Consider the following 23375-nt stretch of genomic DNA (forward strand, 5'->3'; position numbering starts at 1 on the left):
CGTTCGGCTTGCCCACAGGCGGGTCGGCTACTCCGCTGTTGCTGGCAACTCTGTTTCGGCTTCTGGATGGAAGTAGCGGTAGATCTGGCGGGCCAGCTTGGGGCCAATGCCAGGTACTTGGGCCAACTGCTCCTCAGTAGCCATCTGGATGCGGGCAAGGGAGCGAAACGCCTCCATGAGCAGCTTTTGGCGCTGCTTGCCTAGGCCAGGGATCTCCTCCAAAACAGAAGCCTGTTGGCGCAGTTTCCGCTGCTGGCGATGGTAGGCAAGGGCAAAGCGGTGGGCCTCATCCCGTAGGCGCTGCAATAGCAGGCGAGCTGGATCTTGGGGTGGCAGCCGCAGCGGCTCGGGATCCCCAGGCCGAAAGATTTCCTCCTCCCGCTTGGCCAAGGCAATGACCGGCAGGTGATCCAGCCCCAGCTCCGCCAGAACAGCCATCACTGCAGCCAGTTGCCCTTTGCCCCCGTCGATGAGCACCAAGTCCGGCTGATCCTCAGGGGTCATTTTGCTAAAGCGACGCCGCGCCACCTCGGCATGGCTGGCAAAATCGTCGGAGTGGCCAGGACGCACCTCGGGGTTGCGAATCTTGTAGCGGCGGTAGTGCTGCTTGGCTGGCAGGCCGTCGATAAACACCACCTGGCTGCCCACCGCATCGGATCCCTGAATGTGGGAAATATCGTAGGCTTCCAGGCGGCGGGGGGCTGACGGCAGATCCAAAACTTCTGCCAAGCGCTCCAGGGCTGCTGCCTCCCGGTCTGCCAAGCGCTGGCTGCGGGCTAGCTCTAGCTGGGCGTTCCGCTCCACCAGTTCGATTAGCTCGGCTTTGCTCTGCCGCTGCGGGGCAAGGAGGCTGACCTTGCGCCCCTTTTTCTGGCTCAGCCAAGATTCCAAAAAATCGCGATCCGGCAACTCATACTGGGTCAAAATCTCTGAGGGAATTTCCACCGGGTCGCAATATTGGTAATGTTCCTGCAAAACCCGCTGCAAAATAAGAGCCGGGTCGTCGCCGCGGTTTTCGGCCACAAACCCTAGCCGTCCCACCAACTTGCCCGCCCGCACCTGAAACAACTGGATGCAAGCCCGCGAGTCGTTCATGGCCAAAGCTATGGCATCGCGGCTGGCGGTAGAGTTGGGCAAAGAGACCTTCTGGGATTGGCCCAGTTGCTCTAGGCCGCGGATTTGATCCCGATAGCGCGCCGCCGCCTCATAGTTTTCTTGCTGCGCTGCCTGGGCCATTTTCTCCTTCAACTCACGGATAAGCTCGTCCGTCTGGCCTTGGAAGATCATCGCCACTTGAGCAACGGTCTTGCGATACGCTTCCGGGCTAATCAAGCCCTGACAGACACCAGGGCAACGCCCGATGTCATAGTTCAAACAGGGGCGGTCCTTGTAAAGCGGCTTGGGGCGCTGGCGCAAGGGAAAAATGCGCTTTACCAGACCGAGGGTGTAACGCAGCAGGCCCACATCGGTATAGGGCCCGTAGTACTTATCTTGATTTTGGTTGAGACGGCGGTGGCGGGTAATGTAAATCTGCGGGTAAGGCTCTGACCACGTAATGCACAAATAGGGGTATTTTTTATCCTCTTTGAGGAGAACATTGTAGGGCGGCTGATAGGTTTTAATGAGATTGTCTTCCAGGGCTAGAGCTTCGCTTTCGTTATCAGTGACGATAAACTCGATCTCGCAAACCTGAACTACCATGCGCTGAATACGAGGAGACAGGTCGCCGGTAAAGCGAAAATAGGATCGCACGCGAGATCGCAACTTTTTGGATTTGCCCACATAGAGAATCTGGTCGGTGGCATCCCGCATCAAATAGACACCAGGTTCGGCAGGAATCTCCTTAAGGCGGCTTTCTAGAACCTCAGGGTTTTGAATCAGAGGGACAGTCATACAGCTTCGCTCCAACAGGCAAAGCCAGGGATCCCAAGGCTTTCATTCAGTGATGACCAAGTCACTCCCATCTTAAAATCATCCCATCGCCCAGTTGGCTGCAGTTCATTTTCTGGCCGGCTAAGTGTAGCTATCACTCGACTGAAAAACCTCCCAAGCGTTTCGCAACGCTGCCGGGCCGCAGCCCTGCCGCCCCTAAGCCCGTTTCCTTCGGGGGAGGAGATGTGACAGACGGTTTCGCGACAGCTTGCAACGCTCCCACCGGGCACTTCCCCCTGGAGAAGGGGGAGAGGTTTTCTGTCAAGTTGTTAGAACTTGTTTGCCAAGGTCGCCTATTGAATGACTTGGCTCATGTAGTTTCTCCAAGTTTGGGCGGCGATGCTGCTGCTGCCGCGGGTGGGGCTGGCGTCGTCGTTGCCCAGCCAAATGCCGGTTACCAGAGGCGGATTGGGCGTGTAGCCGACAAAGAGCAGATCCCTGTTGGCGGTGGTGGTGCCCGTTTTGCCGGCCTCCCCGATCCCAAGGCGGGCAGCGGTGCCGGTTTTGCCCGCCTCCCCGATCCCAAGGCGGGCGGCGGTGCCGGTGCCGGAGCGGATCACCCCTTGCAATACGGCGGTCATCTGCTGGGCGACGCTCTCCGACAAAACCAGCCGCTGCGAGCGGGGATCCTCGCGACCGGGGTAGATCTCGCGGCAGGTGCGAAAGTCGTCGGGGTTGGCGCAATCGCTGCTATCCAGGATGCGGCGGATGGTGTGGGGCCTAGACCAAAGGCCGCGATTGGCCAAAGGGGCAAAGGCCGCGGTCAGCTCCAGCAGGTTCACCTCCATCGTGCCGAGAACCAGGGAAGGATAGGGCTGTAAGGGGGATTGGATGCCCATTTGCCGCGCCATGGCCACCACCCGCTCCAGCCCTACCTGTTGGGCCAGCCGCAGGGCGATCACGTTTTCGGAGAGGATCAGGCCGCGGGCCAAGTCCATGGGGGCACTTCCCGAGCGGCAGCCCTGAAAGGTGAGGTTGCCCCAAGTAAGCGGCTCACAGGAGAGCACCTGCGACAGCGGGATCCCCTGGCTGAGGGCAGCGGCATAGGCGAAGACTTTGAAGGTGGATCCGGGCTGCCGTTGGGCTTGGGTGGCACGGTTAAAGGGGCTGGCGGTGTAGTCGATCCCGCCCACGAGAGCTAGGATCTCGCCGTTGCGGCTGTCGAGGCTGACCAAGGCGCCTTGGTTGAAGCCCAGGCGGGATCCCACCTCGCGCACCGTTTGGGCCAGGGCCTGCTCCGCCAGCCGCTGGTAGGGCAAATGCAGCGTCGTCTCGATGACGAAGTTGCCCTCTGCCGAGAGATCTTGCCCCAAAAGCTGCCGCAGCTCCTGGAAGACGGTGCTGTAGAAGTAGGGGGCAACTGTCGAGGTCTGGGAGCGCAGGTTGGGGTTGAGGGTGAGGCGGCTGCGCCGGGCCCGCCGAATCTCCTCTTCCGGGAAAACTTTGAGCTCGCTGAGGCGATCCAACACCCGATCCCGGCCCCGCACGGCGGCCTCGTAGTTGGCGACGGGGTTGAAGGCGTTGGGGGCGGGCAGAATGGCGGCCAGGGTGGCGGCTTCGGAAAGGCTGAGCTGGCGGCTGGGGATCCCGAAGTAGAACTGGGCGGCGGTCTCAAAGCCGTAGAGGCCGTTGCCCAGGTAGACGTTGTTGAGGTAGAGGGTGAGGATTTCGTCTTTGCTGTAGCGCCGTTCCAGCTTGAGGGCGGCGACGGCCTCCCGCAGCTTGCGGCCAAAGGTGTTGCCTGAGCCGGTGTAGTCGCGCAAGACGGTGCGAGCCAGTTGTTGGCTGATGGAGCTGCCCCCCTGCTGCACCTCCCCGGAGCGCAGGTTGACCCAAAAGGCGCGGGCAATGCCCAGCAGATCGACCCCGAAGTGGGAGTAGAAGCGGTGATCTTCGGCGGCCACCACCACTTTGGGCAGAATCGGGCCAAAGGCTTCCAGGTTGGGCAGCTCCCGGTAGAGATCCCCCTGGTGGCGGCGCAGCTCGGTTTGCCGATCCCCGGCCAGGACGATCAGGGGGTTGCGATCGGCGGCCAGCGGCGGTTCTACTGAGAACTTGCTCCACTCATGGCCGATCCAAAGCCTCGCCCCCAGCCCCAAGAGCGCCATCAGGATCAGGCAGCCGCGCACCCCGTACACCTGCGGCGGCGGTGGATCCAACACCTGAATAACCACGCTCTCCGGATCCCGGGGCGGGCCAAGGCTGAGTCGCTGGCCGTGGCGCAGGATCACCCGCCGCACCCGCTCGGCGCCGCCAAAGGGCTTGAGGCGAAAGACGCCGTTGGTGGAGTCTTGATCTTCCAGTTGGTAGCGACCAGCGTTCCACCCCAGCCAGTAGAGGAGGGGATGCAGAGGGATCCGCCACCCCAAGCCAGGCAGACGCCAGCCCGGACGCGGGCGAATGCGGGCGTGCAGATGGCTCACCGCAGGGGCGGGGATGCGGATGGTGGCCACCGTCTGGCTGCGACCAAGAATGTCGGATCCCTGCAGGACAAACACCTGGGGAGGCTCTCCTGGGCAGGTGATCTGCAGGCGCACCGGGCGTTTGGGGGGAGCAGGCTTGAGGAGGGCCGTAGGCCCGACCGGAAAGGGCCTCGCCAGGGTCTTGAAGAAGCGAGCGACGGTGCCCCGTAGGGAATTCTTGTCTTCAGAAGCAGACATGGCTCAATCTCCCCGCAATTCGCGCGCGCGGCGCAGCAGCTCCTGCAGGGTCTGGCCGGGACGAGGGCCGGCGGCGGCTGGAGTGGCTCTGGGGGCTGGGCGGGGCTGGGCAACGGGGACGGTGGGCGGGGGATCCCAAACGGCCATGTAGAGGTGGCCCTGGGGGGTGCGCTCGACCACGCCAGACCAGGGGCCGACGCGGAACTGGACGCGCTCAGAACGGTTTTCCCGCACCGCCTGCAGTTCTCGCTGCAACTGGGGGGGCAAGGGGGCCTGCAGCATGTCTTCCAGCAGCCCTTCCGCCTGCGGGGCGGGCACGTCGTCGGCGACGGTGGCCTCGATTTGTTGCAGCGCCAGGCTGGATTCGTCGTAGGTGAGGCTCAAGTTCATGCTGCCCAAGCGGTACAGGTCGTAGACGGTGTTGGGCCGAGCGCCTCGCCCCTGCTGGCTGGGGGATCCCAGGGCGGCCCGCACCACCTCGCGGGAAGTCTGGAGAGGGAAGGCGCGCAACACCGGCCCGCTGTAGGGTTCTAGCTCCGGTGCCGGATCCCGACGGGTTGCGCCCTCGTCCTGCCCAGCACTGCTGCCAAGGATATCCGGAACGAGAACTTCAGGGGCCGTATCGGGCTGCGCCTCCGCTCCTGGGCGCTCATCCTCTAACTCCGTGGCAGCTGGCGAGGGGCGAGAGCCGGAGAGCACCGGAGCCGCAGGGCGCTGCAGCAACCGTCCCAACCCCCAACTCACCAAGGCCAAGCCCAGCAAACTGCCCCCCAAGAAGGGGATCAGGCGGGCCCAGAGCAGGGATCCCCTGTTCTCGCTGGCCATTGTCGGGGGCGCAAGCCGCAGCGTGCCGGCCGTGGCCAGGGGGGGCGCCGAGGGAAAAAGCGGGCCAGAGGGGATCGCTGGAAATTGAAGGGCAACAGCCTGGGAAGCTCCTCTGGGGGATCCCTGCGCTCTGGCTTGGATGCGCTCCAGCTCCGCCAACACATTGGCCACCGTGGGCGGACGGGCGGCCGGATCTTTGGCCAAACAACTGAGGATCAGATCCGACAAACCGGCGGGCAGCGCCAACGGCAGTCCCAGCTCTTCCAAAGGCAGGGGACGCTGCTTGTGGTGGGCCTGGTACCAGCCCGGGAAAGATTCGGTGGTAGGCTGGAGGGGCATCTGGCCGGACACCATCTGGTAGAGCATGATCCCGAAGCTGTAGATGTCGGAGCGGGCATCCAGCGGCAACCCTTCCAGTTGCTCCGGGGAGGAGTAGGCCAGCGTCCCCAGGTAGGCGTGGGTAAGGCTGAGCGACTCGCGGGTGTTGAGCAGCTTGGCAATGCCAAAGTCCACCAGCTTCGCCAGCTCCCCCAAGCTTTCGTCGGCCAGCACGATCACGTTGGCCGGCTTGAGGTCGCGGTGGATCACCTGGATCCGCTGTCCTTCCAGGAGGATCCCTTCGTGGGCTGCTTTGAGCCCCAGGCCAATTTGGCGGGCCAGCCGAAAAAAGCGCTCCAGCGGCAGAGATCCCGTCGCCAGAATGTCCTTGAGGGTTTGGCCGTTGAGGTATTCCATCACATAGAAAGGCACCCCATCGGCAGTGATGCCGTAGTCGCTTACCTTGACAATGTGCAGGCTTTTCTGGCCCAAAGCGGCGCAGGCTTTGGCTTCCCGCTCAAAGCGCAGGCGGGCCTGCTCGTCCATCGCCGGCTGGGAGAGCAGCTTAACGGCCACTTCCACCCCGCCAAAAAGCAGATCCTGGGCCAAGTAGACCCGCCCCATGCCTCCTTGCCCCAGCAGATGGGTCAGGCGATAGCGCTGGGCCAAGAGGCGACCCAAAAAGGGATCCGACGCAGTAAACATAGGGAATCGCGGCGGTAGAGAGAACAGCGCAGAGCCCCCGCAGGGATCCGGCCAGAGTGGGCTACCTCTACCATAAGCACTGGGGCCCCAATAGGCTATGCTCACCCCCGTCGATCCGGTTGCTTGGAATGTCTTTGCCCGTCGTTTACCACCCCGACTACAGCGCCCCCCTGCCGCCGGGCCATCGCTTTCCCATGCCCAAATTCCGCCTCCTGCACGAGCTGCTGCTGCGGGAAGGGGTGATCCGCCCTCAGCAAGTGCATCAGCCGGAACTCCCCCCCCTGGCTTGGATCGAATCGGTGCACACGCCAGAGTACGTGCGGGCCTACTGCGAGGGATCCCTGGAGGCCAAACTGCAGCGGCGCATCGGCCTGCCCTGGAGTCCCGAGCTGGTGCAGCGCACCTGTCGCGCGGTGGGCGGCACCGTCCTGACCGCCCAATTGGCCCTGCGCCACGGCCTGGCCTGCAACACCGCCGGCGGCACCCACCACGCCTTTCCCGCCTACGGCTCCGGCTTCTGTATTTTCAACGACCTGGCCATCGCCGCCCAAGTCCTGCTGCAGCAGGGGCTGGTGCAAAAGGTTCTGATTGTAGACCTGGATGTGCACCAGGGCGACGGCACCGCCTGGATCTTCCGCTCCGAGCCGCGGGTGTTTACCTTTTCCATGCACTGCGCCGCCAACTTCCCCGCCACCAAGCAGGCCAGCGACCTGGACGTGCCCCTGCCGGTGGGCCTGGAAGACGAAGCTTATCTGCAAACCCTGGCCGACTACCTGCCCGATCTGTTGGCTCAGGTGCGCCCGGATCTGGTGCTCTATGATGCGGGGGTGGATCCCCACCGCGAAGATCTCTTGGGCAAGCTGGCCCTCAGCGACGAGGGGCTCTTCCGCCGCGATATGCAGGTGCTGGACACCTGCTTAAAGCGAGGCTACCCCGTTGCCTGCGTTATCGGCGGCGGCTACGGCAACGACCTCGCTCAGCTTGTCTACCGCCACTCGCTCCTGCACCGGGCTGCCGGCGAAGTGTACCGGCAATACCGTCTCTAGCTGGCCGCGAACTAGGCGTATTCGGCGATCACCACCGTGATGTTGTCCCGACCGCCCCGCTCTTTGGCCGCCTCGACCAACTGGCAGGCCAGTTGATCCAAATCCTCCACCTTCAGGCAGTACTCGGCGATGACCTCGTCATCTAGCTCTTCGGTGAGCCCGTCACTACACAACAGCAGGCGATCCCCAGGGCGCATTGTAATCGGCTGAACAGCAGGCGGCCCTGCATCGGGGCGGCCCAGGCAGCGCTCGAGAATGTGGCGCCAGGGGTGCATGCGGGCTTGCGCCTGGGTCAACTCCCCTTGGCGAACCGAGCGAGCTACCAAGGTGTGATCCTCCGTCATCTGCTGCATCTCAGATCCGCGGAGGCGGTAAAGGCGAGAGTCGCCGATGTGAGCGCTCCAGCAATTGTTGTTGGGATCCACCAGAGCCACCACCACGGTGGTGCCCATGTCGGCCCGCTCCGGGTTTTCTCGTTGGTCTTTAAGAATGGCCTCGTTGGCCGCTTCTATCGCCTCGCTGAGCAGCTTGGGCGCTGGCACGGTCTGCCAACCCCGCTCAAGGCACTCGCGAATGACCTCGACCGCCAACAGGCTGGCTGTTGCTCCGGCAGCGTGCCCTCCCATGCCATCGGCAACGATGAAGTAACGTCCTTCTGGATCACAGTAGTAGGCATCCTGATTGCTGCTGCGGACCTTGCCTGGATCCGTAGCGCAGGCATATCGTCGCATCACATCAGTGGCTCTGATCCATTTGCCTTTAAGAGTACCCTGACCAGCGCCAAAGCGGCGAGAACGGCCAAAGCCAGGGTGACGATCGCTAAAGTAGCATGCCCAGCCGAAAATAGCTGGGTTGCGCTGAGAAAAAAAGTTGCAAACAACACCGCGTAGATAACTCCCCGTCCGGTGCTGTTCAGCTTGCGCAGCAAACGCTCTGCCTCGCTGGATCGCACCCGCAGGCGTAGCTCCCCCTGTTCCAGCTTGCTCAAGGTCGCTTCAAGACGGCGGGGCAAGCTGAGGCTGCTGCTGGTGAACTCTGCCGCCTGGCGGCTGACCTGGGCTAGCAGAGTCTCCGTCTCCGGTTTGCTGCCGTTCATCAGCTCCTCCGCGAAAGGCTTGGCCACTTCCAGGAAATTGAACTCCGGATCCAAGCTTTTCCCCAGCCCCTCCAACGTGGTCAGGGCCCGCATCACAAAGGTAAAGGTGGCGGGAAAGCGAAACGGCTGATCGTAGGCCAGCTCGTAGAGGTCTTCGCTGATGGCCATCACCGAGATCTCGTCGGAGCTGTTGGAAAAGGGCTTGTCCATGAAGTGATCCAACATGTACTGCACCGAGCGGCGTACTGGCGCCAGATCGGCAGTGGGCACCAACACGCCCAGCTCCACCAGCGAGGCCACCACCAGGTCGGCATTTTTGGCCACCACAGCCGCCAGCATGGCCACCAACTTTTCCTTGATGCCAGGGCGAATGCGCCCCATCATGCCGAAGTCGTAGAAGATCAGCGTGCCATCCGGCTTGACGGCAATGTTGCCAGGGTGGGGATCGGCGTGAAAAAAGCCGTCTTTGAGCAGTTGCCGCAAATAGGCCTCTGCCCCCAAGCGGGCCAAGAGCTTGCGATCCAGCCCCGCCGCGCTCAGGGCTTCGTAGTCGCTGATCTTGATCCCTGGCAGGTATTCCAGCGTCAGCAGGCGGGGGGAAGTGTAGCGCCAGTACACTTTGGGGACGGCAATTTGTGGCATGTCCCGAAAGTTGCGGCGAAAGGTGTCGGCGTTGCGGCCCTCGTTGAGGTAGTCCACTTCCTCCCAGAGGGTGCGCCGACACTCTTCGTAGATGCCGATCCAGTCGCGGCCCGGCCCGCCCCAACGGGTGTGGTACTGAAAGAACTCGGCAATACCGCGGCAGATCTCCAGATCGATCGTGAACAGGCGGGTCAGGCCCGGACGCTGCACCTTGACCACCACTTCTTCGCCGGTCTTGAGCTTGGCCCGATGCACCTGCCCCAAGCTGGCCGCCGCCAAGGGGGTGGGATCGAAATAGCTGTAGATCTGCTCAATGGGCTTGCCCAACTCTTGCTGCACGATGGCTGCCACCTGTTCGTAGCCAAAAGCAGGCACCCGATCCTGCAGCTTGGACAGCTCCTCGACGTACTCGGAGGGGAAGAGATCGGCCCGGGTGGAGAAAAACTGCCCCACCTTGATAAAAGTAGGACCGAGGTGGAGCAGCGTCTCGCGGATCCAGATGGCCCTGGCGCGGCGGCGTTTGGCTTTGCGCTCCGCTGTGGGCTGCCCCCCGTAGCTCCACGCCTGCTGATCCAGCCAGAGGTAAAACAGCCAGGTGAGCACAAATCGCCAAATATCAATGAGGCGGCCCCAGCGGGTGTAGTTTTCTCGAGCCCAACGGTAGGCGGTATAGGGCTTGGCGGGTTCGGATCCCAAAACGGCTCGGGATGGGAGTGTGCTGGCGTTCAAGCGTTTCGACTCCGATACTTCTGCAATTCGGAGCGCAACTGCGCCACCTCTGCCCGCAGGTCGTCTAGGGTTGCCTGCAGGTCTTCTGCCTTGAAGGGGGGTGCCGCCATTTCCTGGGCAGCTAGCGATGCTTCCGCCTCAGCCCGGGCCATGACATCCTGGGCAAAGGTCTGCCAGCCCTCTTGGAGCTCCGCCCACACCTTGCCCACTTCCCCGGCAAGGTCGGCAAGGGTGCTCTCCAGGCGCTCTCGCAGCACGTCGGCCACCGCCTTGCCGACAAAAAAAGCCCGCACAACTGGCTTGTTCATGTAACCCAAGTGTTAAGAAGCATCACCCAGATTATAACGAATCTTGCCCCAACCAAGCCGAAGAGCCGATCCACCCGAACGGCGTCGGATGATCGGCTTGAGAGCTTGGCAAGGGCGCAGTGGGTAGGAGGCCCAACCCTCAGCGGCGGTTGGTGGTCATGTCGGGGATCTTCAGATCGAAGACGCTGATGTTTTGCCGCGCTGCCGGCTTGGGATTGAGCATGCGGGCCATGTTGAGGAAGTTTTCCGGATCCCCGGGCTTGGGAGGCCGAGTAATCCGGTAGGTGCGCACCACTTCCCGCGTCGAGCGCTTCACGCCGGAAACATCCCGCCACCGCGCCCCGTAGCGGGGGTTGAGCAAGTTGGTCGGCTTCTCGGAAAGGCGGCGGCGCTGGTAAGGCACCACATCGTCCCCGAAGGCGGCGTTGTACTCCTCACTGTCGACAACGGCGTCGATAAAGCCGTTCAGACCGCGGGTGGCCAGGATGATGGAGTACTTGATGCGCTCCTGCTGGCTGTAGGTGGGCCGGCCCAGGAAGCGCTGGAAGGTGATCTCGACGAAGCGGTAGTTGTCGTTAGGAACCATGACCAGATCCCGGTACACCTCCGACTTGCCCAGGCCACGGATAAACTCCTTCACCGAGATCGCCCCGTTGCGCAGCTGGGACTCCAGCGCTTTTTGCCGGTAGCTCTCCAGCATCAGGTGTTCGCTGAAGATCTGCCGGTAGGCGGCGCGGATGACATTTTCGATGCCCGTCGGGTCGTCGGGGCGATAGGCGGGCGGGGTTTCGTCGCTGGGTACAAAGTAGCGCTCCACCCGCACGCTTTGCGTGGTGGGGCGATCGGCAAGCAGCGGAAGAGTCATAGGTTATGCTCCTGAGGAAACGAAACAACAAAATGGCAGGGGTTATGGTTCAGCAGCCAGCTCCTGCTGGCTTAGGCGGGCGCGTAGGGGAATCAAGGGATCCGCATCCTGCAAGGCCATTTGCAGGGCTGCCTCGACGGCAGATCGCAGGGACGCCTCTCCCAGCCGAGCCAAATCCGTCAGGGATCCGACGGCGGCATAGCGAACTCCCCAGTCGGCGTCGCCCAGGCATTGCCGCAACAGGTGCAAGGCTCGCTCTTGATCGGAGAGGGGCCGCCGTGCCGCTACCTGTCCCAGCCCACGGGCCGCCGCTCGCCGCACGCTGGGGGCGAAGTCCGCCACAATGGCTTCCGCCAAAAAGGGGTAGGCATCGCCGTGGCCGATACGGGCCAACGCCCGCACCGAATAGGCGCGCGCCCCATAGTCGAAGCCATCGATGTTGGCCAGCAAAGGCCCTACCGCCGCCTCCCCAAAGCGCAACACCTCTTCCAGCGCGGCCTCCCCCACGGCAGGGCGGTTGAAGCCAAAGGCGCGAATGAGCAGGGGGATCCCTTCCACGTGGCCCAAGGATCCCAGCGCTCTCACCACCCGCAACAGTTCTTCCGCTGAGGTGGCCTGTTCCAGTTCAGCGGCCAGTTGAGCCACAGCAGCGGGAAGCACTTGCGCAGCCGAGGAAGAGGACATAGACAACCCAGAGGCCAAGGTAAGTAAAAAACTAACGAAACATCCAAGCGAGCCAATAGGGGGGGAGAGCCCCAAGCCCTTTCACGTCTAGAACAGCCTGTCCAGTTGCGGGATGATCGCTGCTGCCACCCGATCCGGCGGCACTCGCCCTAACTGCAGCGCCACGTCGAACAGTCGCTTCAGAGCATTGATGCGCAGGTTAAGCGCCACATCGGCTGTCGCCAACAGCGGCGCCCCTGCCACCCAGCCGGATTCTGCCAGATCGAAAAGGGCCGCCTGGCGCAGGCTGAAATTGGGGTGGGCCAGCAGCGCCACCAGAACTTGGGTCAGCTCCTCGGCTTGTGTAAAGCGATAGAGCACCCAAGCGGCTGCCGAACGCACCCGCTCCGAGGGGTGGCTTAAGAAAGGCCGAATCGCCGCCTCGGCCTCGGTGGCGTTGAGCTGGCCCAGCGCCTCGATGAAGGCTTCCCAGGGCTGCTCCTGCTCCCGCGACTGCAGCAAGGCCAGCAAGGGAGCCACCGCCCGCCGGTCTCCCAACTGGGCCAGGGCATAGGCAGCCTCTTCCCGCACATGCAGATCGCTACAGCCAAGGGCCTCGATCAGGCCGGGCACGGCCCGCACGTCGCCAATTTGCCCAAGGGCTTTGGCCGCATTGCGCCGTAGCGGGTAGCCCCCCAAGGCGGTGCGATCCCGCTCATCTCGCAACGCCAACAGCAGTGGCTCTACCCCCCGCGGATCCCGAACCGTGCCCAAGTACCAAGCGGCATAGTACCGATCTTGCGGGTCATCCCCCTGCAGCCGCGCTATCGCCTGCTCCCAGGTGAGCGGCTGGGGCAGCACCGCCGTGTTGGATGTCATGGGAACCCTTGCAGAGCCGTCCATGGAATCGAGGCCACCTTGCCGATGACTGCCGTTGAGCAGAGGGATCCCTTACTCAGCAGCGCCGTTGCTCTGGGCAGGGGCCGCCGATAGAGCAGTGACCTGCACGATTTTGCCGCCCATCCGCAGAATGCGCTGCATCTCCGTGGACAGCCGGCTGTAAGGAACTGTGATGCTCATGGTACTGCGACGCACCTTAGCCGAGGTGGCCAGAGCATCGGGTGGGTTGAGCAGGCCAGTGTACTCAACCTTGTAAACCCGGCTGCCGGCTTCCGTCAAAGTTTCAGGGCCGCTGGTGCTTTGACCAAACATCGTTTTCCCCCGAGTCGAGTTCAACTTTGTGCGGCACCTGGGCACGAAGACCTCCTGACCGCCAGAGAGGCCGCAAAAGCCACCTCTAGAGGCAGAACTGTACCCAGGCACAAAAGCTTGGGAAGCAGGCAGACAACCTAGCTGGCTCGAAGAGAGCCGCGGCGCCGAAAACCTGGAAACGACCAGCTCAGCTCCACTTGGGCTGCTGCCTGCTCTGTAGGGGCACTCAATTGGAAGACGAAGAAAGAGATCGCTCCCCCAAAAACGGGATCTCTACTCTGGCATCCCTTAGCTAAGGGCGTTGATGGCGTAGTCGAAGTAAATGGCTGCTTCGTTCGCCGCTTGGCCCTTCAGCATGCCCAGAGCACGGCTCTTCATGTGCTGCAGAGCTACAATGTACCAGCTCGGGGAGAGGTTAAAGGAGCGGTTCACCTCCCGCAGGCCCGCCACCAGGTATTCATCGAGGGGGCCCGTGCCGCCTGCAACCAGCGAGTAGGTGATAAAGCGCAGGTAGTAGCCAATGTCGCGGGCACACTTGGCCTGAAACACATCGCCGTGACCCATTTCGCCCGGCTGGGTCAGGTAGGGGAAGCGCTTGAACACTTCCTGCACCGCTTCGCGCACCAGCGTTTGTTGGTTTTGGGTCAAGACACGGGCCGCTTCCAGAGAGGCAGCAGCGCGCTGGTAACGACCATTAACGGCCTGCAGCTCGCTGGCATTGAGAAAACGCCCTTGATTGTCAGCAGCGGCAATCGCTTCGGTAATGACAGTTTTCACCTTGCAACTCCTAAATGCGTTGACTGTTAGCAAAAGTCTTAGTTGAGCAGCCGGCACTCCTCCAAGTTGGGAATGCCTGTCTGCCTGTCGGAAAAAAGGGATCTAGGCGATCTCACGGAGCTTTAAAGAGGGACGACCGCTTTTAACTTAAACAATGGCGGCAGCCGCCTTGTCGAAGTAGCTGGCCACCTCGCTTTGCAGCGCCGAGCAGTCGCCAGGGGTGATGCCGTTCGGATCCATGATCTTGGCCAGGGCTTCCTTCTTCATGGCCGCAATGGCGTTGGCCATGGAGCTGGTGGGCACCCCCAGCGCAATGTAGGTCTCCCGCAGGCCGTTGAGGCAGCGATCTTCCAGCACCGAGCTATCCCCCGCCAAGGTGGCGTAGGTGATGTAGCGCAAGATGATCTCCATGTCCCGCAGGCAGGCGGCCATGCGACGGTTGGTGTAGGCATTACCGCCAGGGGCGATCAGATCCGGCTCCTGGGCAAACAGGGAACGAGCCGCGTTGGTTACGATTTGGGCGGCGTTGCTGGTCATGCGGTTGACAGCATCCAGGCGTTTGTTGCCTTCTGCCACCAAAGCCGCCAGACGGTCGAAGTCTTGATCACTTAAAAAGGCACCGCGTGCATCTGCCTGAGCGATCACCCGGGTAAAGGCGTCTTGCATGATGGATCTCCTTCTGGTCTTTCCAAAAAGCGATGGGCGACTGGCTGAACCTCTCAAAAGTGGGATCCCAAACTCTGTTGTTTGCGGGATCCTCCTTGCCCAAAAACCGGGGATCCTGTGGAGCGGGTTGCTCAAAACTACCCCCACCGAAGCCCCAGATTTTGAGACAGGTCAAGAACCTCTGCGACTTTCAGACAGCCGAGCATCCAGGTCAATTTTATAGCGTGGGAGGGATGAGTGTTTTGTGAAGATTTACAAATAAACAGGCACCAGAGTGTCTGCTTGGCCGCCAATCCTCTGGCTCTGTTGGGTCAGCAGGCCAGAAACTGGTCGGCGAGGGCAGTAAAAAAATGTAAACATTCGTTTCACTTGTTTTGAGATAAAGGCAAGCCTCTTGCCCACACACTGCAGCAGTCAATGTTGCGGGGTACCTATGCCTTGCAGGGCAGCTTTGAGATCCCGGCAGAAGTGGGCAATTTGTTGCAGCCCTTGGGCGGGGGTGGGGGCCTTGGCCAGCCGTTGCACAAAGGCACTGCCCACGATCGCCGCATCCGCTCCCCAGAGAGCAATCTGGCGGGCCTGGTCGGGGGTGGAGATGCCGAAGCCTACCCCAATCGGCAGGGAGGTGTATTGGCGCAGTTGCTGCAGCAAGGCCGGGATCCGCTGCTCCAGGGTGGCCCGTTCGCCGGTGACGCCGGTGGTGCTGACCAGGTAGATAAAGCCGCTGGACTGTTGGGCAATACGGCGCATTCGCTCGGCGGGGCTGGTGGGGGCCACCAGCAGGATGAGGTCGATCCCCTCCGCCTGCGTTGCTTCCCGCAGGGATCCGGCCTCTTCCAGGGGCAGGTCGGGGACGACCAAGCCGGCACAGCCGGCCTGGCGCAGTTGCCGCACAAAGGTGGGGATGCCGAGCTGGTGGATGGGGTTGTAGTAGGTGAACAGGACGAGGGGAGCCCGCAGCGAGAGGCCCCGCAAGCCCTGCAAGATGTCGCCCAAGGTGACGCCCCGGCTGAGGGCGCGGGTGGCTGCTGCCTGGATCACCGGCCCATCGGCCAGGGGATCCGAATAGGGCACCCCCAACTCGATGAGGTCGGCGCCGTTCTCCTCCAAAACTTGCAGGGCCGCAAAGGTGGTTTCCAAGTTGGGATCCCCGGCGGTGAGGTAGGGGATGAGGGCGGCTTCGCCGCGGCTGCGCAGCGCCTGAAAACACGCGGTGATCCGGCTGGGCATGGGATCTGTCCAAGCTGAGGAGATGGAGAGCACCCCCTACTGTAGCGCCTGCCCTAGGGGAGGGGCACAAAATCGTAGCCGGTGCCGGAGCGGTTGCCCCGTTCAATGCGCACCAGCACATGGGGAGCATCGCGGTCGCCGGAGGGCAAAAAGCGCACCTCCCCGGAAGCGCCGTCTGGCAAGCGGAAGTTGGGGTCGCCCAGGGCAGTGAGAATGCCGCTGCGGCTGGGGGATCCCTGCCGAATAGCCTGGAGAAAAACACGGGTGGCGTCGTAGGCCAGTGCCGTGCGCCAACTCACCTGCCCTCCCCACATCTGGGCTGCCTTCTGGGCAAAGCCGCGGTTGCGGGGCACGTCGGGATGCCAGGGCACCGCCACCACCAGCCCCTCTACTGCTGCCCCCCCTTCCTTGAGGGTGGTGAGACTTAACAGCGCTTCCCCGCCCCCCCGGGGGAGGGGCTGGGCACGGGCAGGGGGCTCGCGGGCGCCGGCCCGGGCTTTTTCGGCCACGGAAGCCGTGGGCGCCAAGAAAGCCGCCTGAGATCCCTGCCCCAGAGCTGTCTGCAGGCTGGCCTGGGGGTTGAAATCGGCTGCCGACAGGTCGAAGGTCGCCAGCACAACGCCCCCTTCGCTGGTCAGGGTAGCGGCAAAGGCGTCGCGCAGGCTGGTGCTGTAGGCGCTGTTGGGGTTGTAGAAGATGGCCACCCTCTGCAGGCGCAGTTTGTTAAGGACATAGCGGGCCAGTTGCGTGCCAGCAATCTGGTCGGAGGGGACGGTGCGAAAGATGGCGTTCCCCAGCAGGCTGATGCGGGTGCTGGTGGAGGTGGAGGAGATCATGGCCAGGCCGGCAGACTGATAGATCTCAGCCGCCGCCAGGGTGGCATCGCTGGCGTTGTGGCCGATCACCCCCAGGATCTCGGGCTGGCCCACCAGGGCTTTGGCCACTGCCGCCGCTCGCTCTGGGTTATCCCCGTCGTCGGCAATCACCACCCGCAGCAGCCGCCCTGCAATACCCCCTTGCTGAAATAGCTCCTCTTGGGCCTGGGCCACGCCGCGCAGGGTCTCCTTGGCGCGGTTGGGGTTGCTGGAGATGGGCACCACCACGGCTATGCTCAAGGGGTTGCCCTGCTGCTGGGCGCGGGCGTTGTTGAGGAAAATGCGAGCTTCCGGGTCGTTGCGGTTGTTCTGTAGCCCCATCTCTAGGAGCGGGATCGCCGCGCCGAAATTGCCCTGGCGCAACAGCTCTGCTGCAGCCACGGCGGCGGGACTGCTATCGGCAAACAGGGTGCGCTCGCCGCTGGTTAAGAGCAGATCTTGGGCCCTACCGCCCAACCCTGGCAGAGGGATCCCTTCTGGCCAGCGGATGTAGCCCGCCTGCCAGGCGCGATGACCACCCCAGAGGAGCAATAGCCCTAGGGCAATGTAGACGATAGGGGGTGGAGACTTCGCAGCCATGGGCCCCAAGGAAGAGAACAGCAGAATCCGGACAGCAGGGGTACCGCTCACGCCTTCAGGAAGCTCTTGGACCCCCCCTCTTCAAGGATCTTCAAGAACTTTCTTGAAGCATACGCTAAGGATCGGGACGGTAGGAAGGGCTGTTGCGGTATTGGCGCTCCAGTTGCTCCACAATGGAAACAGGAACAGATGGGGTTGCCGGGGGCTCTTCTGGAGGTGCGCCGGCCTGTGGCTCGGTCTCCAAGTTAGCCGGCTGAGAGGTGGCCCAAACGACTCCTGCGATCAGCAAAAGAACCAAAGCGGCAGCGTAAAGAAATGCGGCAATGGCCATTGGGGCAAGACTCTAGCTTTCCCTTTCCATGATAGAGTCCCATGATAGAGGTTGTCGAAAACCCTTTGCCTCAGGATCCGCTCGAGCAAGCCCTGTGGGACTGGCACCGGGGCCAGGCGAGGGGATCCCTGCTCTTGCACGCCTACAGCGCCGAGGGGATCCCGCTGGCAGAGGAGCCCCAGGTGGTCTCGCCGGAGGTGTTCTTCACCCAAGAGCTGCCGGAGGTGGAGGCCCTGGCCTTAGAGCTCTGCCGCGGTCGGGTGCTGGACATTGGCGCCGGCACGGGCCGCCACAGCCTGCTGTTGCAGGAGGAGGGGTTTGCCGTAGCCGCCCTGGATCGCTCGCCGGTGGCGTTGCAGATCATGGCCGAACGGGGGGTGCATTGCCGCATCGCCGCCGACCTGTTCCACTGGGAGGGGCCGGAAGAGCCCTTCGATACGCTGCTGCTGCTGATGAACGGCGCCGGCCTGGTGGGATCCCTGGCGGGGTTGGAGCGCTTTTTAAGCTTGGCCCGCCACTGGGTTCAGCCCACCGGCCAGTTGCTTGTGGATTCCACCGATCTAGCCGATCTCAGTGAAGAGGGCGACGCGGCGGATCTGCCGCAGGTAGAAAGTTCAGCTAATTCTGAAGCCGAGGATCGGGAGAAGGGGAGAGACTGCAGAACAGCGGGCGAGGCAAAAGCCAGGGTGGTGAACTTTGTGGCCGAGTACGGCGGGCAGCGCGGGGATCCCTTTCCCTGGCTGTTTGTGGATCCGGAAACCCTGCTGCGCTGTGCCCACGCCAACGGCTGGCAGGGACAAATTCTCTACCAAGAGCCGGAGGGGGCCTTTCTGGCACGGCTTGCGCCTCTCTAAGCGCAGCCCCTTAGTGGGAAAGGATCTGCGACAAGAAAAGGCGAGAACGCTCTTCCTTGGGGTTGCTGAAAAACTCTTGGGGGGTGTTTTCTTCCACGATCTTGCCGCGGTCGAAGAAGACAATCCGATCCGCCACCTCGCGGGCAAAGCTCATCTCGTGGGTTACACACACCATGGTCATGCCCGAGCGGGCCAGCTCCCGCATCACGTCCAGCACCTCTTTGACCATCTCCGGATCCAAGGCCGAGGTGGGCTCATCGAAGAGCATCACCGCCGGATTTATGGCCAAAGCGCGGGCAATCGCCACCCGCTGCTGCTGCCTCCCCGAAAGTTGACCAGGATACTTCTCGGCTTGCTCGGCGATCCCCACTCGTCTCAACACCTCCATAGCCCGTTCAACTGCCTCGGCCTTTTTCTATCTATTTCTATGAGCGCAACTGCTGAAGCGAGTGGAGCTAGCTTTCTGGCCCGCCATCGGCGGAACATCGCTGTCTCTCTGGCCCATCGTCTAGAAGCAGCCAGGGCAGCCAACAACACCCACCTGCTGGAGTTGCTGGAACAGGAGCAACGGCAACCAGCAGCAGAGTCCAGCGGCAGGGATCCCTCTGTTTCGGGTCTATGGCGCCACCTTTGGGAGGGTCTGAGCATCGGTTATCGGGCTTTAGGCGGAGGTGGGATCCGCTTGTTAGGATTGACCTAAACCACGGGAGAGGCGCGGGGATGGTTTGGCAATTGCTGACGTGGCCGGCCCAGAGCTTGCTGTGGTTGGCGGAGCAGATTCGCGAGCGGGCCGAGGCACAACTCGACAGCAAAGAAAACCTCCAGAAAGAACTCACCGCTCTCCAGATTCAGCTCGATCTGGGGGAGATCGATGAAGAGACCTATAGCCAGCGAGAAGAGGAGATCCTGCTGGCTCTGGAAGCCCTGGCCCAGGCCGAAGCCGGCAGTGCCGACGAGGATCCCTGAGTTCTGCGGGGGATCAGAACATGGGAGAATAAGCTTTGGTTGACCTCATTTTCCTACCCTGGGTTGCTTTCCATGGCCGAATCCCGCGAAACCTTAGTGCTCCGCGACGAGCAGAACCAGCCTCTGAAATGCGAGATCCTGAGGCAGGTGGTCATTGAGGAACAAGCCTATGCACTGGCCACGCCCGTGGACGCCGTGATCAAAGTTCTGGTTTGGGAGGGGGAAGAAGAGCCCGGCCAAGCGGTGAACGGAGATGCGGACATGGAAGGGATCCTGGATGAGCCGGATCCAGAGGAGCTCCAGGCTGCTATCCCCACCATCCAGGCCGTCTTGGAGGAGTTGAACTTGACTCTGCAGCAAAACGGCTTCGACATCCTGACGGTGCAGGGAGAGTTGCCCCCTGTTGAAGAGGAAGATGTGTTCGAGCTGGGCGAAAGCGAGGAAGATGCCCAGGAATTCCAACTGCTGGCTACCTTCTTCTACAAAGACAAGAAATACGGCATCTTTACGCCCCTCGACCCAGTTCTGGTCTACGTGGCCCTGCCTGACGAGGGGGATCCCTACCTACTGAACCCAGAGGACTCGCCAGCCCTGTTCGACCAACTCAATGCTGTGCTGCTCGATCTGGACGAGGTAGTGGAAGAGGAGGAGTACGATGATGAAGAATATGACGATGAAGACGAGGACTAGGCAGCTCGGGGTTTCTGCCTGAGAATTGAAGGCACCTGGGCCAAAAAGCCCAAAGGTGGAAGTACCAAGCCTCTTGCCCCAATGCAGCCCCTTGGTTGCCGCTCAAGTCGATTGGGCGGAGTCTTTTTGTTGCCAGCGCCAGCTAGGGGAGCGGCAGATAATGGAAGGAGGCCCTCGTTCAGTTCCCCAGGCGTTGCCCGATCCCAAGGAGCAGCAGGGATGCAACCGGTTGACCTGACCACCCTCCGTGCTGTGCTGGCAGATCTAAAAGGGGCTGAGGCCGGGGGGGATCCCTTGCTGCCTGCCCGCGTGGAGTGGATCCAGCAGACGGATCTGTGGACGGTGGTGATTGGCCTGCGCACCCTCAAGGCGCGTCCTTGCTTGCTACTGTCTTGGCATCCTCAGGCGGCCCGAGTTCACCTCTGTCAGGCTCCCCCCAAGGAAGCAGAGGACTTGCCCTTTAGCCAACACCTGCAACGGCACCTGCGGGGTTTGGCGCTGACGGAGCTGGCGCTGCTGGACGAGTGGGAGCGGGTGATTGACTTTCGCTTTGCCCCTCGCCCCGCGGATCCCCCTCAACGCCACCTTTATCTGGAAGTGATGGGCAAGTACAGCAACGCCATCTTGGTGGACGAGGGGGGCATGATCTTGGCCTGCGGCCACGGGGTAAGCGAGCGACAGTCGCGGGTACGGCCGGTGCAGCCAGGTCTACTTTACGAAGCTCCCCCTGCCCTAAGCGATCCCATCCCCCAGCGAGCCGAGCCCTTCTCCCAGTGGCAAGAGCGTCTTGCCCTAATCCCTGGCCCCATTGCTCAGCGGCTGCTGCGCTGCTACCGCGGCCTGAGCCGGCATTTGGCAGAGGCCATGTGCCTGCAGGCCGGGATCCCACCCCAAACCCCCAGCAACCAACTCTCGCCCCAGGAGTGGCAGGCCCTGTTTTTTTGGTGGCAGGACTGGCTGGCCCGCCTGGAAACGGCTCAGTTTAAGCCGGCCCTTACCCCCCAGGGGTACACTGTTCTCGGCTGGAGGGGCTCTGGCGGGGATCCCTCTACACCCAACTTGCATCAGCTCCTGGAAGCCTACTACCAAGCCCAGCTCAACCGCGAACGCTTTGAGCGAGAGCGGCAGCGCCTGGGGCAAAAGCTGGCTGCCCTGCTGAAAAAACTCCGCCAGCGGCAAGAGCACTTCGAGAGGATGCTGGCCGACTCGGCCCAAGCGGAAGCCTCCAAGCAGGCTGCCGATCTGCTCATGGCCCATCTCCACCTCTGGCGGCCAGGGCTGAGCTTGATGGAGCTGCCAGACTTTTTTAGCGGCCAGATGGTCAAGATCCCGCTGGATCCGGAGAAAAACGCTGTTCTCAACGCCCAGGCCTACTACCGCAAGCACCGCAAACAAAAACGAGCCCAGGAGGCCGTCCAGCCCTTGCTAGAAGCTGTAGCGCAAGAGATCCGCTACCTGGAGCAGGTGGAAGCGACCCTGCAGCATCTGGGAACCTATCGGGATCCCCAGGACTTGGCCGCCCTTCGAGAAGTTGAGACCGAGCTGATTCAACAAGGCTACCTAGAGAGCCCCAGCCGGGCAGAGGGATCCAGACGGGCCTCTTCAGCCAGCTTCAACCCCTATCGCTTCACTAGCCCCAGCGGCTTCTCCATCTGGGTGGGGCGCAACAACTGGCAAAATGATCGGCTGACCTTCCGCGTGGCCCAAGACCAAGATTGGTGGTTTCACGCCCAAGAGATCCCCGGTAGCCACGTGCTGTTGCGCCTGCCTCCGGGCGCGGTGGCCGAAAGTGAAGATCTGCAGGCGGCTGCCGATCTGGCGGCGTATTTTAGCCGCGGTCGCTTCAGCGACCAGGTACCGGTGGTGTATACCCGCCCTAAGTGCGTCTTCAAACCCAAGGGATCCCCACCCGGCATGGTGGTTTACCAGCAGGAGCAGGTGCTGTGGGGCCGTCCCAGCCGTGCCCAGTTGCTTGTGGAAAAGGAGGGGGCGCCCAAGCCGGAGGTTCCAGCAGAGCTACAGCCCTCTACTTGGGGTTGACTACGGATCCCATAAACAGCACAGTTTGCGCCTCCCGGTTGGCTCCGGAGGCCACAATGGCAAACCAGAAGGGGCGATCTGCTACGAACTGGAAGGGCTCTTGCCGGTCGCTGGCGGTGCGGGAGACGATGACCCCGGTGGCGGCTGCCGCCCCGGATCCCTTTTCATCTACTTCGATGGCCGCCTTGTGCAAGACTCTACTGACCTGCGTCGGCTCTGGGGTCATCTGGCTGAAATCGGCCTGAGGGGAAAAGGCGATCCCCAGGCCCAACTGTTGCAAAGCCGGCACCAGATCGGTTTCGTAGGCCAGCTTAAACTTGGGGAGCCGCAGCGAGCCGGGGCGGGTGGGCAGGGATCCCGTCCATTCTTGCCAAGTTTCTGGGCTGAGCTCCTGTCGCAGGGCTTCCAGGCTCACCCCTGGCTTGGGCAGCAGGATCACCATAGCCAGTTCCCCTTCCCCATAGGGCAGGCGCACCACCTGGAGCTGCTCGGTCTCCCGGTAGCCGTAGCGACCGGATTGGGCCATCAGCGGCACTTGGACACGGCGGCCATCTGGGCGGGTAAAGGGCTGGGGCTCTGTCAGGGCCGGATCGAAGGGTTGGGTCCACTCTCCCTTGAAGTAAATGGCGTTGAGCAAAACCAGCCTGTCTTCCCGGCTGAGGCGATCCACGATGCGGTCGATCTGGCCCTGGGTGCGCTCGGCTACCCAACGGTTAATCGCCTGCACCGTCTGGCGGGATCCCAGCTCCACCCGATTGGCCACTGCTTGGTAATAGGTGGCCAGCGCCTGCAAAAAGGGAGGCCGCAGGGTGAGGGTTTGATCGACCCAAAGGCCGTTGGCAATTTGCACCTGGATCGGCCCTTCTGCTTGGGATCGCTCCACCAGCCAGCGCGCCATCTGGGCATTGGTCCAGTTCAACTCATGGAGGGAGAGGTCTTGGGCCTCCAGCACCTCGGCCATGGCCGCCTGCGTTTCCCCAGCGGCGCCGTTGTACAGCATGCTCAGAGCCAAGTGAATGCTCAAAGGAGAGAAAAAGAGGTTCTCTTGCGGCTGCTGCTGGAGCAGGCGATCAAACAGCTTTAGCGCAAAGCGACTTTGGGCTTGTTGGGCCACAGCCTCTTCTCCATAGCCTTCCCCATAGGTCACGGTCGGCTCAAACGGGATCCGCACCGGGGCCTCCTGGGATCCCATCCCCTGTGCGGGCCAGAGACCCAAAAGCAATAGGCCAAACAGAGCCAGAAGCGAGCTCCGGCTCAGCGAGGATCTGCTCAAAAGGTCTTTCATGGGGTCTCTCCTGGCCGGGTGGGGAACGATAGATAGACTCTATGGCTATGGTATCGGGTTGGGGGTGGATGGCTCTTTGCG

At 62.3% G+C, this 23375-nt stretch carries 22 protein-coding genes and 1 pseudogene; 6 read left to right on the plus strand and 17 right to left on the minus strand.

Annotated elements, in window-relative coordinates; genetic code table 11:
- Window positions 1–27 precede the first annotated feature (27 nt).
- From uvrC to NW848_RS07460, 3 genes are all read right to left on the minus strand, one after another.
- A complete protein-coding gene (gene uvrC / locus NW848_RS07450; RefSeq protein ID WP_414508696.1) occupies window positions 28–1893 on the minus strand; it encodes an excinuclease ABC subunit UvrC in 1866 nt (621 codons plus the stop codon).
- Window positions 1894–2225: 332 nt separating this feature from the next.
- Window positions 2226–4592: a transglycosylase domain-containing protein gene (locus tag NW848_RS07455; RefSeq protein ID WP_414508697.1), complete on the minus strand. Its 2367-nt coding sequence runs from the start codon at window positions 4590–4592 to the stop codon at window positions 2226–2228.
- Between the two features lie 3 nt (window positions 4593–4595).
- On the minus strand, window positions 4596–6440 hold the full coding sequence (locus NW848_RS07460) for a serine/threonine-protein kinase (RefSeq protein ID WP_011429124.1): 1845 nt from the start codon (window positions 6438–6440) through the stop codon (window positions 4596–4598).
- A 128-nt stretch (window positions 6441–6568) separates the two neighbouring features.
- On the opposite strand from NW848_RS07460, the gene NW848_RS07465 reads away from it, so the two are divergent.
- Window positions 6569–7486 carry a histone deacetylase gene (locus NW848_RS07465; RefSeq protein ID WP_011429126.1) on the plus strand — a complete coding sequence of 306 codons (918 nt, stop codon included), beginning with the start codon at window positions 6569–6571 and terminating at the stop codon, window positions 7484–7486.
- 11 nt (window positions 7487–7497) lie between these two features.
- Here NW848_RS07465 and NW848_RS07470 read toward each other — a convergent pair whose 3' ends face one another.
- The 12 genes from NW848_RS07470 to NW848_RS07525 all read right to left on the minus strand — a co-directional run bounded on the left by NW848_RS07470 (window position 7498) and on the right by NW848_RS07525 (window position 17459).
- The gene (locus NW848_RS07470) at window positions 7498–8217 is read right to left on the minus strand and encodes a Stp1/IreP family PP2C-type Ser/Thr phosphatase (protein ID WP_011429127.1); all 720 of its coding nucleotides are present in this window, start codon (window positions 8215–8217) and stop codon (window positions 7498–7500) included.
- Entirely contained in the window at window positions 8217–9953 is a 1737-nt protein-coding gene (locus tag NW848_RS07475) for an ABC1 kinase family protein (RefSeq protein ID WP_099887270.1), read from the minus strand. The genes NW848_RS07470 and NW848_RS07475 overlap by 1 nt, the downstream gene beginning before the upstream one ends.
- A complete protein-coding gene (locus NW848_RS07480; protein WP_414508698.1) occupies window positions 9950–10261 on the minus strand; it encodes a DUF6825 family protein in 312 nt (103 codons plus the stop codon). The genes NW848_RS07475 and NW848_RS07480 overlap by 4 nt, the downstream gene beginning before the upstream one ends.
- A 139-nt stretch (window positions 10262–10400) precedes the next feature.
- The gene (locus NW848_RS07485) at window positions 10401–11126 is read right to left on the minus strand and encodes a phycobilisome rod-core linker polypeptide (RefSeq protein ID WP_011429130.1); all 726 of its coding nucleotides are present in this window, start codon (window positions 11124–11126) and stop codon (window positions 10401–10403) included.
- A 42-nt stretch (window positions 11127–11168) separates the two neighbouring features.
- Complete coding sequence (locus tag NW848_RS07490; protein ID WP_414508699.1) at window positions 11169–11810, minus strand: HEAT repeat domain-containing protein; 642 nt, start codon at window positions 11808–11810, stop codon at window positions 11169–11171.
- A gap of 87 nt (window positions 11811–11897) precedes the next feature.
- A complete protein-coding gene (locus NW848_RS07495) occupies window positions 11898–12668 on the minus strand; it encodes a HEAT repeat domain-containing protein (protein WP_228375394.1) in 771 nt (256 codons plus the stop codon).
- 72 nt (window positions 12669–12740) lie between these two features.
- The gene (locus NW848_RS07500; protein WP_011429133.1) at window positions 12741–13001 is read right to left on the minus strand and encodes a phycobilisome linker polypeptide; all 261 of its coding nucleotides are present in this window, start codon (window positions 12999–13001) and stop codon (window positions 12741–12743) included.
- Window positions 13002–13289: 288 nt separating this feature from the next.
- The gene (locus NW848_RS07505; RefSeq protein WP_011429135.1) at window positions 13290–13778 is read right to left on the minus strand and encodes a phycocyanin subunit alpha; all 489 of its coding nucleotides are present in this window, start codon (window positions 13776–13778) and stop codon (window positions 13290–13292) included.
- 147 nt (window positions 13779–13925) lie between these two features.
- Window positions 13926–14444 (minus strand): phycocyanin subunit beta, encoded by a 519-nt coding sequence (locus NW848_RS07510; protein WP_011429136.1) that lies wholly within the window; start codon window positions 14442–14444, stop codon window positions 13926–13928.
- Between the two features lie 414 nt (window positions 14445–14858).
- Window positions 14859–15674: a tryptophan synthase subunit alpha gene (gene trpA, locus NW848_RS07515; protein WP_011429138.1), complete on the minus strand. Its 816-nt coding sequence runs from the start codon at window positions 15672–15674 to the stop codon at window positions 14859–14861.
- 53 nt (window positions 15675–15727) lie between these two features.
- On the minus strand, window positions 15728–17128 hold the full coding sequence (locus NW848_RS07520) for an ABC transporter substrate-binding protein (protein ID WP_414510862.1): 1401 nt from the start codon (window positions 17126–17128) through the stop codon (window positions 15728–15730).
- 115 nt (window positions 17129–17243) lie between these two features.
- Window positions 17244–17459, minus strand: coding sequence for a hypothetical protein (locus NW848_RS07525; RefSeq protein ID WP_011429140.1), 216 nt, complete (start codon window positions 17457–17459; stop codon window positions 17244–17246).
- A 41-nt stretch (window positions 17460–17500) separates the two neighbouring features.
- On the opposite strand from NW848_RS07525, the gene NW848_RS07530 reads away from it, so the two are divergent.
- Window positions 17501–18313, plus strand: a complete 813-nt coding sequence (locus NW848_RS07530; protein ID WP_011429142.1) for a class I SAM-dependent methyltransferase — start codon at window positions 17501–17503, stop codon at window positions 18311–18313.
- A gap of 10 nt (window positions 18314–18323) precedes the next feature.
- Here the strand turns inward: NW848_RS07530 and NW848_RS07535 are convergent.
- Window positions 18324–18725, minus strand: a pseudogene (locus NW848_RS07535) (amino acid ABC transporter ATP-binding protein); the annotation flags it as partial.
- 15 nt (window positions 18726–18740) lie between these two features.
- On the opposite strand from NW848_RS07535, the gene NW848_RS07540 reads away from it, so the two are divergent.
- The 4 genes from NW848_RS07540 (at window position 18741) to NW848_RS07555 (ending at window position 22009) form a co-directional block, all read left to right on the plus strand.
- Window positions 18741–19013, plus strand: coding sequence for a hypothetical protein (locus NW848_RS07540; protein WP_099834698.1), 273 nt, complete (start codon window positions 18741–18743; stop codon window positions 19011–19013).
- A gap of 20 nt (window positions 19014–19033) precedes the next feature.
- Entirely contained in the window at window positions 19034–19279 is a 246-nt protein-coding gene (locus NW848_RS07545) for a gas vesicle protein GvpG (RefSeq protein WP_011429145.1), read from the plus strand.
- Window positions 19280–19351: 72 nt separating this feature from the next.
- Window positions 19352–19969 carry a DUF3727 domain-containing protein gene (locus tag NW848_RS07550; RefSeq protein ID WP_011429146.1) on the plus strand — a complete coding sequence of 206 codons (618 nt, stop codon included), beginning with the start codon at window positions 19352–19354 and terminating at the stop codon, window positions 19967–19969.
- Between the two features lie 219 nt (window positions 19970–20188).
- Window positions 20189–22009 (plus strand): NFACT family protein, encoded by a 1821-nt coding sequence (locus NW848_RS07555; protein WP_011429147.1) that lies wholly within the window; start codon window positions 20189–20191, stop codon window positions 22007–22009.
- Here NW848_RS07555 and NW848_RS07560 read toward each other — a convergent pair.
- The gene (locus tag NW848_RS07560) at window positions 21996–23294 is read right to left on the minus strand and encodes a serpin family protein (protein WP_099835676.1); all 1299 of its coding nucleotides are present in this window, start codon (window positions 23292–23294) and stop codon (window positions 21996–21998) included. The two genes, NW848_RS07555 and NW848_RS07560, sit on opposite strands and share 14 nt — an antisense overlap.
- Window positions 23295–23375 lie beyond the last annotated feature (81 nt).

The sequence above is a fragment of the Synechococcus sp. RC10A2 genome, assembly GCF_047502605.1.